Here is a 15,003-nt window from a genome sequence, read left to right as displayed (position 1 = left end):
TACTATTTGATAGGGCTTTAAAATAAAAAAATCCCGAAGAATTCGGGATTTTATATAATTGAAAATCAGTAAGTTATTCGACTGTAACTGACTTAGCTAAATTTCTTGGCTGGTCAACATTTTTTCCAAGCATAACTGCTATGTGATAAGATAAAAGTTGCAATGGAATAGTTGTTACCAATGGTGAAAGGAATTCTGATGTTTCTGGAACCTCGATAACATGATCTGCTAATTCCTTTACGTGAACATCCCCTTCAGTAACAATACCAATTATTTTCCCTTTTCGAGATTTGATTTCCTGAATGTTACTTACAATTTTTTCGTAATGCCCCTTTTTAGTAGCAATAACCACAACTGGCATGTGCTCATCGATCAATGCAATAGGACCGTGTTTCATTTCCGCAGCTGGATAACCTTCGGCATGGATGTATGAAATTTCCTTAAGTTTTAAGGCGCCCTCTAAAGCTACTGGAAAATTAAAACCTCTTCCTAAATACAAGAAATTTCTAGAGTCTTTATATATATCTGCAATGGTTTTTACTAAATCGTCTGATGTCAAAGCTTTTTCCACTTTAGAAGGAATGCCTTCCAGCTCAAATAGATAGCGCCTAAAGTCACTGCTCGATATGGTGCCCTTAGCTCTAGCTAATCTTAAAGCCATTAAACTTAAGACGGTAATTTGGGTCGTAAATGCTTTAGTAGAGGCTACCCCAATTTCAGGACCAGCATGAGTGTATGCTCCAGCGTTGGTCTCTCTAGCAATAGAAGAGCCTACCACATTACACACACCAAAAACAAAGGCTCCTTTAGATTTGGCCAATTTAATGGCGGCTAGGGTATCTGCTGTTTCTCCAGATTGCGAAATAGCGATAATTAAATCTTTTTCTGATATGACCGGATTGCGATACCTAAACTCAGAGGCATATTCAACCTCTACTGGAATTCTAGCTAAATCTTCAAAAATATATTCAGCTACAATACCCGCATGCCAAGAGGTTCCACATGCCACTATGATGATTCTTTCGGCATTGAGGAATTTTTTCATGTTGTCCTCAACTCCTGCCATTTTTATAATGGCCTCATCGGTCAAAAGTCGCCCTCTAAAGGTATCTAAGATAGCACTTGGTTGCTCGTAGATTTCTTTGAGCATAAAATGCTCATAGCCTCCTTTTTCAATTTGCTCCAAATTCATTTGAAGTTCTTGAACATAGGGATCTACTAGGCTATCATCTTTTATTTTGCGTACTTTTATTTCTTTACCTAAACGTACAATAGCCATTTCTTCGTCTTCAAGATAAATGGCATTTTTGGTATACTCTAGGAAAGGAGAGGCATCACTAGCAATAAAAAATTCGTTGTCTCCAATTCCGACAGCCAATGGACTTCCAAGTCTGGCAATAACGATTTCTTCTGGTCTGTTTTTGTCAAAAACAGCAATGGCATAGGCACCAACAACTTGGTTAAGGGCTGTTTGAACAGCTTTTCCTAGTTTGACATTTTCTTGCTTCTTAACATCTTCAATTAGGTTTACCAAAACTTCTGTGTCAGTATCTGACTTAAAGTGGTATCCTCTTGAAATCAATTCCTTTTTAAGGGACTCATAATTTTCAATTATCCCGTTATGAATGATGACTAAATCACCAGAATTTGAATAATGTGGATGGGCATTAACATCATTGGGTTCCCCGTGGGTTGCCCATCTAGTGTGCCCTATCGCTAATTTTCCTGTACTTGGGATTTCTTTTGAAACACGATCTTCTAAATCAACTACTTTACCTTTGGTTTTACAGACGTTTAAATCGGTACCATCAAATAAAGCAATACCAGCGCTGTCATAACCTCGGTATTCTAAACGCTTCAGGCCTTCCATTACTATGGGGTAAGCTTCACGGTGTCCTAAGTAACCAACAATTCCACACATAGATTTTTAATTTTGATCTGGTTCTGAATAAAATATTTCTAATTCTACCCTTTTATCATCAGGTACGTTTGAATTACCACCATGCAAAATAGTTCCTTTCGGGGATAGAACTGTTCCAGGAGAAATTTCTTTTACCTCTTCCCCATTTTTTATTTCAGAATTTAAAACACTATTCCTATTAACGCCATTTATGACTTCTGGAGCATATAGGATATTCGTAGTGACCATCAAGCCAAGGCTGAAATTAGTTGAATCACGAAGTAGAATATTATTTAGGTGTTCAGTAATCCTTAACTTATATCGATAACCTCTACCATTTTCATCTTTCTCCAAAATGGTAGAATGATAAACTTTTGAATAAAGAGGTGAATTAGCAACAGCTGAAGTGAGATCGTAATTATAATCTATTACAGGTATATTATTTTTTAGGTCATAGAGAATTACCCGCTCTGGCTCTTGAGATTCCTCTTGCGCAAAAACGGCATCTTGATCTACATAGAACACCATGTTGGCCTCATTAATAAGTCTGGTAGGGTTGCCATTATCATCCTTAAAGGAGCTAATAAAATCATCATATACCGCCTCATCTTTGAATAGGTCAATGATTGCAACTGAGCCTTCTCCTCCTTTTAAAAATAACTGCTCGTCACCATTGAATTCATCTGCATTGGCATCGGCATTTTCAATCAGGGTATTTGAGGGATCATTTTTAATAATGGATACTCGGTTACCAGAAAATGACATTTCAAAAATATCCTGATCTCTTACAGTGTCTTCTTCATCATTGGTGTAATATAAATTAACACTAGCGCTTGAAGCTTCAAAATTCAACATGAAATAGCTTCCTTGACCATTCACTGGCTCTACTTTAAAGTATAAACCTCTGAAGAAATTGGTAAAATTATTTCTATTGCTCAACTCTGGCTGAAAAGGAGCTTCTGTATCTGGCTCTTGTGGTTGTGGAGGAAAAAACAATTCCTGCCAAAATGAATCTGGTTGTTCATTTAATTTTAGCCTTAAACTTGGAGCAATCTTTCTGTCTTCAATATATGTAGGCAGACCCTCGTCGTCATATGTAATCTCACCGTTCTCATCTCTTTCATAATCTCCCAGGCTTATGGCGTTTGGGTTAATTGTGAAATTCTCATTAACATAAAGTAATTCACCTTCGTTATTACCATTGTCAAAAGCACTTAAATCAGAATAGTAGAGTTGTTCTACCACTGGTTCTGATGCTTGGTCGTAATCACTTAAAAAATAGTTAGACCTGTAAACTGACAATTTCATTGGCGCTTCGTTAAAGATTGAATCCAATTCATAGATTGAATTTCCTTCCGAGTCAGTGCCAGTGACATTTGAAAAATAAGGAATGGTTACTACAATCGAGTCAAAAACAGGGTCGGTTCCCCAATCTGGATTGTAGCTATCAGGTATAATTTGTGTAACCACATGGTTCGTGGTTGGCCCATAAACAGGGTCATCATAAATTCCTAAGCTGTTGGCAGGTAATCCAGATGTTTGCACTGCGTTGAGCATCTTGTTATACGTTGCAATAGGATATCTAACACTAGAAGTGTTGAAATTATGGTTTCCTTGCAAGTCACTATCTGACGATATAAATTCTTTTTTACAACCTGTTAAAAGGAGTGAAAATATAGCAAATGCACCAACTGTTTTTAATAGATTCATGTTTCTTTTCATAGAGGTTTTAGGGGTAAAACGTTTAACCTAGTAATTCATTGTAAAACTCGGTATAAGCATCTGAAAAATCATCAAATGGTTTAAAATCCAATACCGGTTTGTTGGAGTTGGTTAAGTAGTTTTCCAATTCATCAGGGATGACTTCAGAACCTACAATTAAGGCATCTGAATTGTCTATGGCTACCTTCATTAAGTTGTTGTAAGTTGGTTCTTCCAAGGTATTGACCATGGCATCACTGATATTGTCAAATTTAATTTTCCCAGACATGCCTTTATTCAATGTGCCATCAAAGCTTTGTCCGTAAATGGAAGTTACTATTTTACTTTCGTTAAATAAGGGTTCGTCTTGATAGTATTCTTTTAAATAAAGAGGCAATAAAGAAGCTAGCCATCCATGTACATGAATAATGTCTGGAGACCAATTTAATTTCTTAACCGTTTCAATAACACCTTTTGCAAAAAATATGGCGCGCTCATCGTTATCTGGAAAGAGATTACCTTCTTCGTCGGTTAATGTTGCTTTTCTTTTGAAATATTCGTCGTTGTCAATAAAGTAAACCTGAATACGTTCCTTTGGGATGGAGGCTACTTTAATGATAAGTGGCATATCTAAATCATTTATGACCAAATTAATCCCTGAAAGTCTAATCACCTCGTGTAGTTGGTGTCTTCTTTCATTAATATTACCATATCTTGGCATAAAAATCCTAATTTGCCCACCTTGTTGGTTTACCATCCTTGGGGCTTCAAACGACATGGAGGAGATTTCGGTTTCGGGTAAATAAGGCACTACTTCAGATGATACATACAATATCCTCTTATCTTTCATAAACTTGTAAGTTTTTGGCAATTCAGAATAAAAAACATGCGAAATTACAAAATTTTATGCAGATTCCCTTTAAAATATTAATTTTGCGCCCGTTAATTTTTTACTAAATATGCCGATTTTCAAGGATAAGAAAAGTTTGCAGAAGGTTATTCATGCCTACAAGTCTAAAGGAAGTAAAATAGGTTTAGTGCCTACTATGGGGGCTTTACACGAGGCCCATCTGTGCCTAGTTAGGGAAGCTTTGAATGATAATGATTGGGTGGTGGTGAGTATTTTTGTGAACCCAACCCAGTTTGATAAAAAGGAGGATTTGGATAATTATCCACAAACTTTGGAGAAGGATGTCGCTTTGTTGAAGGAAGTATCCCAAGATATTTTGGTTTTCGCACCAACTGTTGAGGATATGTACGAAGGAAACACGGTGGCAGAGCATTTTGATTTTGGCGGTTTAGAACACGAAATGGAGGGTAAATTCAGGACTGGCCATTTTGATGGTGTAGGAACCATTGTAAAGCGCTTGTTTGAAATCGTTGAACCAGATGTCGCTTATTTTGGAAAGAAGGATTATCAGCAGTTACGGATTATTGAGAAAATGGTCGAAAAGCATCAGATTCCCGTATTGATTAAGGGTTGTGAAATTCACAGAGAGCCCAATGGATTGGCGATGAGTTCCAGAAATATGAGGCTTACTCCAGATCAACGAGAAAAGGCTTCTGTAATCTATAAGATCTTGAATACTGCCAAAGAAAAGTTTGGCACAAAAAGTGCTAATAAAATTACGGAGTGGGTTGAAAAACAGTTAGCTAAGCATGCCATGTTTCAATTGGAATATTTTACTATTGCTGATTCGGAAACCTTAAAACCAATTCAAAGAAAGTCTAAAAACAAACATTACAGAGCGTTTATAGCGGTATACGCTGATAAAATTAGATTGATTGATAATATCGCTTTAAATTAATTACCTTTGCCACATGCAAGTACACGTAGTAAAATCTAAGATTCACAGGGTAAAATGTACAGGTGCAGACCTAAATTACATTGGGAGTATCACTATTGATGAAGACCTAATGGAGGCTGCTAACATTATCCAAGGTGAGAAGGTTCAAATAGTGAACAATGATAATGGAGAACGATTAGAAACTTATGTGATTCCTGGACCAAGAAATAGCGGAGAAATTACATTGAATGGAGCAGCAGCAAGGAAAGTATCGGTTGGAGATACTTTAATTCTAATTTGCTATGCTATTATGGACTTTGAGGAGGCCAAAACGTTTCAGCCTGCTCTTGTTTTTCCAGATGAAAGCACCAATTTATTGAAATAATTTGAGCTCCACTTTAAAGAAATATTTAAAAATCATACTCCCAATTTTATTGGGAGTTTTTTTAATGTGGTTTTCACTGCAGCAAGTGTCCTTCCATGAATTATTGGGATACTTTAAAAATGCCAATTATACTTGGGTTGGTTTAGGAGTTCTTTTTGGGATATTAAGTCATTTATCAAGAGCCTATCGATGGAAATACCTCTTGGAGCCTCTGGGTTACAGGGTAGATTTTTGGAATAGTGTGATGTCTGTATTTTCAGGATATTTAATTAACTATACCATTCCTAGAGCAGGTGAAGTTGCTAGAGCCTCCTTACTTACTACTTATGAGGAGGTGGAATTTGAAAAGGTTTTTGGAACCATAGTGGCTGAAAGAATGGCTGATTTACTTATGATGCTTTTAGTCATATCGATGACCCTCTTCATTCAATTTGAATTTATTTCCAGTTTTTTTATGGGTAAGTTTCAAAGTCAAAATTTGGGTGTTGGTTTGGTTTTGTTGCTTTTAGCATTTGGAGCGTTCGCTTTTCTAGTTTTTAAAAGTTCTTCCAAATGGGCCATTAAAATAAAACACTTTGTTAATGGTTTGGTTCAAGGGGTTCTAAGTATTACAAGAATGGAAAATAAATGGGCTTTTATGGGGCATACCGTATTTATTTGGGTGATGTATATACTCATGTTTTATGTAGTGACCTTTGCAGTTGATGAATTGCGAGGTGTCACTCTAGGTATGGCTTTGTTAGGCTTCATTTCTGCTAGTTTTAGTATTGCAGCAACCAATGCGGGCATAGGTGCTTACCCATTAGCTGTATTTGCGGCTTTTTCACTTTATGGGCTTGAAAAAGCTCCTAGTTTGGCATTTGGTTGGATCACCTGGGCCTCCCAAACTTTTATGTTGGTGCTTTTGGGTGGATTGTCTCTAATCTTATTGCCAATTTATAACCGATTGAAAAATAACTGATTCCGAAACGTTTTTATTTTAAAACCTACATCAAATTTGCTATCTTGCCATAAGGTACGAACTTAACCCCTATTCATGAAAAGATTTATCTGCCTCACTTTTGTTCTGCTTTTATTTCAGTCGTTGACTGCCCAAGTTATTTATGAGCCTTTCAATTCGGCCAAATTAGGGCGTAATTGTGAAATTAAAATCCAATTACCTCGCGGATATGATTCCGAAGAGAAAATTGAATATCCATTGATTGTGGTTCTTGATGGAGACTACTTGTTTGAACCAGTAATAGGTAATGTAGATTATCAGTCTTATTGGGACGATATGCCTGGTTGTATCGTGGTAGGGATTAATCAAGATCAAACACGTACCGATGACTTTTCGGTTACAGAGGAGAACTATTTTCCATCGATGGATGGGGCTAAGTTTTTTGAATTTGTAGGACAGGAATTGGTGCCCTATATTAATGATACGTATCACGCATCTGATTTTAGAATCATAGTAGGTCATGATTTGAGCGCCAACTTTTTGAATTTTTATTTGTTCAAGGAATTGCCGCTGTTTAGAGCTTATGTATCTTTAAGTCCAGACTTGTCACCTATGATGGTTGAAAGGTTGGGAGAAAAGATGCCAGCTGTCCAGACAGATACATTTTACTATTTGGCTACTGGAGAAGAAGATGCCTCTGCTTTAAAAGAAGGGATCGAGGCCTGTAATGCGGTTTTATCTGCCGTCGAAAACCCTAAATTTCATTACCGTTTTGATAATTTTGAAGCCACAAACCATTATTCATTGGTGGGGTTGGCATTGCCAAAAGCTATTAGTCAAATATTCAATTTGTATAAGCCTATTACTAAAAAGGAATATCAAGAAGACATCCTTACTTATGAAGGGTCGCCTTATGATTATCTAGTTAAAAAATATGAAAGTATTGAATCTTTCTACGGATTCAAGAAAAAGCTGATTGAAAATGATATTCGAGCTATAGCAGCTGCTTCTAATAAAAAAGATGATATTGAATCTCTTGAAAATTTGGCTAAATGGGCAAAAAAGGAATACCCAGATTCTATGATTAGTTCGTACTATATGGGTATGTGGCATGAAAAGGCAGGCGATATGAAACGTGCCTTACATAGCTACCAAAGTGGTTTGCTTCTTCAATCATCCCAGTTTATTGATAAGGATATGTTGCTTGAAAAGATGTACGAAATTAAGGGCGAGAATTAATCGATATTGTATTTCATCGAAAAAATTTAGCATTTTAACTAATAAGTAGTATGTTTACGTCGCAATCTAACTCTACTTATCATGAAAAAAGCTTTACTCCTAACACTAGCTTTAACCATTATTGGTGTTACTTTCGCCCAAACATCTACCAAAGTTTTTGAGTCTTCTAAGCTGAATTCTAAAAGAACACTTAAAATTCATTTGCCAAAGAATTATGACCCAAGCTCGAATTTGAAATATCCTTTGGTTTTTGTGTTTGACGCAGATTACCTATTTGAGCCAGTAGTGGGGCAAACCAAGTTTCAATCTTACTTTGATGAAATGCCAGGTTCCATTGTTGTGGGTGTAGTTCAAGGAAATGAAAGAGTATATGATAGTTTTTTTGATGAAGTAACTGGATTGCCATTTGAGTCTGGGGCTCGTTTTTATGAATTTGTTGGTCAGGAATTGATTCCGTATTTGGACTCTAAATACAAAACAAGTGATTTTAGAGTGGCGGTTGGTCACAACATTATGGGGAACTTCATCAACTCCTTTATGTTAAAAGACAAGCCCTTGTTCCATGCCTATGTGAATTTAAGTCCAGATTTGAAAGGGTCTATGGGAGACAATATCGTTCATAGATTATCTAATGCAAGAAGTGAATTTTTCTATTATATGGCTACGAGTACAGATGATAAGCGCATGTTGCATGAGACTATCATGGAAACAAATGGAAAGATCAAACAAATAGAAAATACCAATGTCACCTATTATTTTGATGAATTTAAAGACGAATCCCATTATACCTTAGTAACGGGAGCTATTTCTAGGGCTTTTGATAAAATATTTGAATTGTATAAGCCGTTGCAAGAAAAGGAGTTAAAGGAAAAAGTGCTTCCTTATGAAGGTACTTTAGATAATTATTTAGTGGATCGATACAAAAAGATTGAAGACCGTTTTGGAATCGTTAAACCTATTGCTGAGGAAGAGTTTCAAAAAGTAGTAGCTGTGGCTGAAGAACGTGAAGACTTGGAATCCTTGGAAAAATTAGGAAAATTGGCCAATAAGGAATATCCAGAATCCATGTTAGGTGATTATTATCTGGCGCAGCATGCAGAGAAAATTGGGAAACCTAAAAAAGCAGTTAAATTTTATGAAGAAGCTTTGCTGCTAGATGCGACAACCAGTATCACTTATGAAGATGTTTCATTAAAATTACAGGAGATTAAAGCCACTCTAGAAGAACGGGATATTGAAGATCCAGACTTGGAAGGAGAGGGCGCTGAAATCTTGACAGAAGAGCCAACTGAAGGGGTAGCTGTCGAAGGTAGCACTGAAGATTAAAATTCTCAAGTTACTCCACAATAATCCATAAATATCGCTTATTTTTAGTCCAAATTTTATTTTGTGGCTAAAGTCAAAACAACCTTTTTTTGTCAAAATTGTGGAAGTCAGTTTTCTAAATGGCAAGGGCAATGCACTACTTGTAAACAATGGAACACCATTGTAGAAGAAGTCGTTCAAAAATCTGAAAAAAGCGATTGGAAATCTTCTACATCTTCACCCGCAAAACGCGTTTCAAAGCCGTTAAAAATTGCAGAAATTGATTCAACAGAAGAATCAAGGTGGAACACTTTAAACCAGGAGTTCAACCGGGTTCTTGGGGGTGGTTTGGTTCCTGGGTCTTTAACCTTACTTGGAGGGGAGCCTGGAATTGGAAAGAGTACACTTCTATTACAAATTGCCTTAAAACTTCCTTTTAAAACCCTTTATGTTTCTGGGGAAGAGAGTCAAAAGCAAATAAAAATGCGTGCCGAACGAATCAATCCTCAAAACACAACCTGTTTGGTACTTACAGAAACAAACACCCAAAACATTTTTAGGCAAATAGAGACTGTGGAACCAGATATTGTGGTCATTGATTCGATTCAAACCTTACATAGTGATTTTATAGAATCTTCTGCGGGTAGTATTTCTCAGATTAAGGAATGTACAGCTGAATTGATCAAGTTTGCCAAAGAAACGGCAACTCCGGTTATATTGATTGGGCACATTACAAAGGATGGAACAATTGCTGGTCCGAAAATACTGGAACATATGGTAGATACGGTTCTTCAATTTGAAGGTGATAGAAACCATGTATTTAGAATCCTAAGGGCGCATAAAAACCGATTTGGCTCAACTAATGAATTGGGCATTTATGAAATGTTGGGTTCCGGCCTAAGGGAAGTGAATAATCCAAGTGAGATTCTTATTTCTGAAAAAGATGATGAGTTGAGCGGTCATGCTATTGCAGCAACTTTGGAAGGAATGAGGCCTTTGATGATTGAGGTGCAGGCCTTGGTTAGTACCGCTGTATATGGGACACCACAACGTTCTGCAACTGGATTTAACGCAAAGCGTCTCAATATGCTTTTGGCGGTATTAGAGAAACGTGCTGGCTTTAGGTTGGGTGCTAAAGATGTGTTCTTAAATATCACTGGAGGTATTACGGTAGATGACCCTGCTATTGATTTGGCAGTAGTGGCATCAATTTTATCGTCAAATGAAGATGTCTCTATACCACAAGACTATTGTTTTGCTGCGGAAGTGGGCTTATCTGGTGAAATTAGACCCGTTCAGAGAGTGGAGCAACGTATATTTGAAGCAGAGAAGTTGGGCTTTTCTACTATTTTCATCTCAAAATTCAACAAGCTATCTCTAAAAAATACCAAGATTAAAATTCAATTGATTGCCAAAATAGAAGATTTGGTTGGATGGTTGGTTTAATTCCTTAGAACTTTAATATTCATCTTAAATCATTTATATTTAGGGAGATATTGTTTTATATTATGAAAAGAACACTTTTGCCTCTAGTTTTTCTTGGCGTCTTTATTTCCTTAAGTTTTATTTTCTATCCTATTGACGGGTATGAAACGACTGGTATTAAACGATTATACCAAATTCAAAAGTTTAAAGAGGATAGCATTCCATATAAACGTATTCCGCCTGGGGCTTATAAAAATTTGGCAGATATTAAATTGAATCTAACTAACATAATGGAAGATAGTGTTGATTTGATATTGGTGGAGAATAAAGATTTTGAAAGTCGGGTCAATAAGCTATTTCCTAGTGGGAAATATTCAGCAGCTGTACTGGATATGTCTGACCCTGAGAATTTGAAATATGCGGCTTATAAGGAGAATGTGGGATATCAGCCCGGTAGTGTAGGGAAGATAGCTGTTTTAAATGCTGTGTTTTATCAACTGGGGAAATTATGTCCAGATTCTTGGGAGGATAGGGTTCGTTATTTGAAAAACAGGAATGTGTCGTCTCGATATTGGGGTACTGGTGACCATCATACCATACCAGTTTATGATATAGAAAAAGATAAATTGGTTAAGAGAAAAGTACAGGCAAGTGATGTCTTTTCTTTATATGAATGGTTGGACCATATGGTATCTGTAAGTAACAATGGCGCCGCTAGTGTAATGTACCGCGAAGCAATGTTAATGGCTGCTTTTGAAGAATATTATTTTACGTTGACTGAGGAAGAAGCTGAAAATTATTTTAAGGAAACACCTCGAGATTCATTAACCAATTTGGCAAATATGGTGGTCAATGAACCATTAAGAGAATTGGGTATTAGTGAAGATGAATGGCGCTTGGGAGGTATGTTTACCAGAGCTGCAGAAAAATATGTTGGCCGAAAGGGAGGAAGCATAGGGACGCCACAAGGCTTGATGAAATATTTAGTCAAATTAGAACAGGGTAAAGTAGTTGACGCGCAATCAAGTTTGGAGATTAAGCGTTTACTTTATTTGACAGACCGACGTATTAGGTATGCGAGATCACCTAAATTGGATAGCGCCGCTGTTTATTTTAAATCGGGAAGTTTTTATAAATGTGATAGGGAAAAGGATCCAAATTGTAAGCAATACGCTGGCAATGTCTACAATTATATGAATTCAGTTATCATTGTCGAACACGATGATGGTACCAAGTATATAGTTTGTTTAATGACCAATGTTCTCAACAAAAATTCGGCAGGAGCTCACATGTATTTAGCTGGAAAAATTGACGATTTGATTACTAAAGATCATTTGGATAGTATGCCCTCCGAACTTGATATAGAATATAGGGATGATGAAGATCAAGGCGATGGTTAAGCAGAATTGGCAAACTGTTTCATAGTTTCGGTTGCATAGATTCTTATGGCTCTATTGGTGTGTTTTTGCATGTCCGAAACTTCCGATGAAAGAGTGGATAAATTGAGAACTTTTATTAAGTGTAAAACTTCTAACTTCACACGATTATCTCTTTTCTTGAGTAAAAGTTTGAGGTAGGCCATTTCTGGAACAATATTAATTTTTAAAGGGACATGCTTCAATTCTTGCTCTTCAACAATATAATATTCCACTAATGGCAAAATTCTATTGCTTAGTTGACTCTGTAATAAATTGTCCAAGAATTCCAAAGCGTTGATTCGTGCTTCTTTTGTTTCACTCAGAATACCCGAGTAGCTCACATTCATATCTGCCTCTTCGTAGAGAATGCTCAATAGTTTGAAAATGCAAAGAAAGCTTTGATCTAATTGTTTTTCCAAAAGGTCCTTTAAACTTTCCTGAGCGATTTTTATTTCGAATTGGTCGTCATCTTCTTGGTGCTGAATAGCTTGTGATTTCAACACGTAAATTATGGAACTTAAAATATCCAAAGTTTCCTTGGCAAACTCACATTCCCTTATTATTGATTTTTTGAAAGATCTACGGTTGAAAATGAGATTCTCGTTTTTTGATTTTAATTTTACCAATGCTTTTGAAGCTTCAAGTCTGATATAAACATCCTCGTTTTTAAGTAACCTTGATAGCATTTGCACTGAGTTTTGTGTTTCAAATGCCCCGATTATTTTTGGAATAAATCGCTTGATTTCATCATCTAAATTGATTTCATCATCTATATGTAGTAAGCGAGTTGAAATATCGGGGCCATAAGTTTTTAAAGCTTTTATGGCTTGATTTCTGAAAGCTTTTTCCTTTAAAAATGGGGTTAATAACGGAATGTAATCTTTTTCCAATGTAATAGCAGCTGCTTTAATGGCGCGTTTTACGATATACTTACTTTTGTTGTATAAATGAACATTGATGAAGGGGTAATATTTTTGAATGCCAGAATAGGCTATGGTTTCCAATAGTTCTGCAACTTCCACTTTATTAGAAAATCCATCGGGAGCACTTAATTCTTGGACCCAATCTGAAATTCGTGATTCCAAATGATATTTTTTAGCCAATTTTTTGTTTTGTGATGTTTCCTTGGCTAAACAAAGTAATGCTGCCCTCGCTATTCTTGGGTCATGATGGTTTAAAAATTTATCAAAAAATGCTGTTTTACTTTTATAAGAGAAATCCAATAAATATTCAAGGGCATAATAAATTACTTCTGGGTCTGGCTCCTTTAATAGTGCTTCAATCTTTTCTTTAGATACGTCCGATTTAAAATGATGTAATTGCCGAATTACAGCTTTTTTAATTTTGTTTGAAGGGTGTTTTAACAACTGAATAATTTCTGGTCTGAGTGCCGAAATTTTATAGGGGCTTAATCTTCCCAATAAATCAATTATTTCCTTTGGGGTAGCTGAAATAAAAACTTTTCTAGCATATGCCAATGTAGAAGCTTTATTATGCTTCTTTTCTTCATGATGATCATAGTTCAAGTTGCGTTGGATATTGAGTCTAAAGGAATTAAAATAAGTCTCCCGGAGTTTATAGATTAGAATAATCCAAAGGAGGGAGAAGAACACTACCAATAAGGTGAGATGGAAGGACTCTAATTTTAATTTCCTAACCATTATAAAAAGCATGAGACCAGCAAAACCTGTTGCCATACTATCAACGGCCACATCTATAAAGGATTTGGCTTGATTTTTAATCTGGAAGGGTATCGGCATGATTGATAATTCCGTTGCCGCTTTATTTAAACTTTGTTTAAAACTACCATCAATACCTTTGATTAATATTAAAACCCATAATTCTGGAATGGCAATGAGAAGCAAACTTCCTAATGCGATGCCCAATGGTAGGATTAATAGGGATGAAGATACGCCTAGTCTACTAAGTAATTTATTGGTTAAAAACAATTGAGTCCCTAAGGCTATGACATTAAAGGTAGAAAACCAAAACCCAAAAAATGAGGCGAGTTTATCTGGGTCTGTGATAGACTTGTGGGCCAAATCACTAAACTGGAAATCTACTATTTTGGCAACAATCACGCCCAGTCCAGTAATAAGGGCTAAATATGATAAATGCTTTGATTTTAAAACAATTTTAAATGCTGATTCATGTGATGAAGTTTCAACTTGTATTCGCTGTTTTTTAGTGAATTCATTTAGTTTTTTAACCCTCCAGTGCCAGATTTGTTGAATAACTGGGATACAGCACAAAATAAAGAAGGAAGCCAATAAGATGGCATCTCCGTTACTATATCGAGAAACAATAATACTTGTAAGATAGCCACCAAAAATACCACCGGCTATAGCTCCCGCTCCTATAAAACCAAAAAGGCGTTTTGCTTCTCTTGCATTAAAAACCAAATTGGCTAACATCCAAAACTGAGAAGTAGCAATCACGGCAAATAGAGCAACACCTACATAATAGATATACAAATAGTATTCCCCTAAGTTTCCAGAGTTCATGATTAAATAGAGGGAGATAAATCCTAAGCTAAAGAAAATTAGGGTTGTAGTAATTACCTTGTTCAATGAAAATCTAACAACGGCACGATTGTAAAAGTAGGTGATACAAGTAGCAATCACGGCCACTAAAATATATCCCAAAGGCAAGTGTTCGGCTCCCAATTTTGACAAGAATAGAGCATTAACAGTGGGTTTTACGATTAATAAAACGGTAATTATTAAAAAGATATAAAGCTGCATTAGGAACGAAATGCGAATTTCTCCGTCTCGCAGCCCAAATGTTTTGTTGATTAAGGCTCTTATCAAAATGTAAGAATGATTATTCACTTAATATTAAGCATTCTAAATCAATGCGTATAGGGAATTAACAAAATTTAAACTTTCTATGGAGGGGTGTTT

General features: G+C 36.1%; 11 protein-coding genes. 7 read left to right on the top strand and 4 right to left on the bottom strand.

Annotated elements, in window-relative coordinates:
• Positions 1–73: 73 nt before the first annotated feature.
• The 3 genes from glmS to LOK78_RS03215 are packed head-to-tail and all read right to left on the bottom strand — an operon-like array spanning position 74 to position 4,451.
• Positions 74–1,921: a glutamine--fructose-6-phosphate transaminase (isomerizing) gene (glmS, locus tag LOK78_RS03225; protein ID WP_166957082.1), complete on the bottom strand. Its 1,848-nt coding sequence runs from the start codon at positions 1,919–1,921 to the stop codon at positions 74–76.
• Positions 1,922–1,927: 6 nt separating this feature from the next.
• Positions 1,928–3,622, bottom strand: coding sequence for a BamH family beta-barrel-assembly machinery protein (gene bamH / locus LOK78_RS03220; RefSeq protein WP_232633598.1), 1,695 nt, complete (start codon positions 3,620–3,622; stop codon positions 1,928–1,930).
• Between the two features lie 22 nt (positions 3,623–3,644).
• Positions 3,645–4,451: a glycogen/starch synthase gene (locus LOK78_RS03215; protein ID WP_053970974.1), complete on the bottom strand. Its 807-nt coding sequence runs from the start codon at positions 4,449–4,451 to the stop codon at positions 3,645–3,647.
• A gap of 109 nt (positions 4,452–4,560) precedes the next feature.
• Here LOK78_RS03215 and panC point away from each other — a divergent pair, with 109 nt between their 5' ends.
• The 7 genes from panC to LOK78_RS03180 all read left to right on the top strand — a co-directional run bounded on the left by panC (position 4,561) and on the right by LOK78_RS03180 (position 12,082).
• Positions 4,561–5,409, top strand: a complete 849-nt coding sequence (gene panC, locus LOK78_RS03210; RefSeq protein ID WP_232633590.1) for a pantoate--beta-alanine ligase — start codon at positions 4,561–4,563, stop codon at positions 5,407–5,409.
• Between the two features lie 13 nt (positions 5,410–5,422).
• A complete protein-coding gene (gene panD, locus LOK78_RS03205; protein ID WP_053970976.1) occupies positions 5,423–5,773 on the top strand; it encodes an aspartate 1-decarboxylase in 351 nt (116 codons plus the stop codon).
• A 1-nt stretch (position 5,774) separates the two neighbouring features.
• Complete coding sequence (locus LOK78_RS03200; RefSeq protein ID WP_255673736.1) at positions 5,775–6,734, top strand: lysylphosphatidylglycerol synthase transmembrane domain-containing protein; 960 nt, start codon at positions 5,775–5,777, stop codon at positions 6,732–6,734.
• A 75-nt stretch (positions 6,735–6,809) separates the two neighbouring features.
• A complete protein-coding gene (locus LOK78_RS03195; protein WP_232633586.1) occupies positions 6,810–7,952 on the top strand; it encodes an alpha/beta hydrolase in 1,143 nt (380 codons plus the stop codon).
• 81 nt (positions 7,953–8,033) lie between these two features.
• The gene (locus LOK78_RS03190) at positions 8,034–9,278 is read left to right on the top strand and encodes an alpha/beta hydrolase (RefSeq protein WP_232633583.1); all 1,245 of its coding nucleotides are present in this window, start codon (positions 8,034–8,036) and stop codon (positions 9,276–9,278) included.
• Positions 9,279–9,341: 63 nt separating this feature from the next.
• Positions 9,342–10,703 carry a DNA repair protein RadA gene (gene radA / locus LOK78_RS03185; protein ID WP_232633581.1) on the top strand — a complete coding sequence of 454 codons (1,362 nt, stop codon included), beginning with the start codon at positions 9,342–9,344 and terminating at the stop codon, positions 10,701–10,703.
• Between the two features lie 62 nt (positions 10,704–10,765).
• The gene (locus LOK78_RS03180; RefSeq protein WP_232633580.1) at positions 10,766–12,082 is read left to right on the top strand and encodes a serine hydrolase; all 1,317 of its coding nucleotides are present in this window, start codon (positions 10,766–10,768) and stop codon (positions 12,080–12,082) included.
• On the opposite strand, the gene LOK78_RS03175 is transcribed toward LOK78_RS03180, so the two are convergent.
• Positions 12,079–14,931: an MFS transporter gene (locus LOK78_RS03175; protein WP_232633572.1), complete on the bottom strand. Its 2,853-nt coding sequence runs from the start codon at positions 14,929–14,931 to the stop codon at positions 12,079–12,081. The genes LOK78_RS03180 and LOK78_RS03175 overlap by 4 nt on opposite strands.
• Positions 14,932–15,003: the final 72 nt, after the last annotated feature.

Source organism: Mangrovimonas futianensis (assembly GCF_021245805.1).
GTDB lineage: Bacteria > Bacteroidota > Bacteroidia > Flavobacteriales > Flavobacteriaceae > Mangrovimonas > Mangrovimonas futianensis.
Note: the sequence above shows the minus strand (reverse complement) of the source record. Positions and strands in the feature narration are given on the sequence as shown.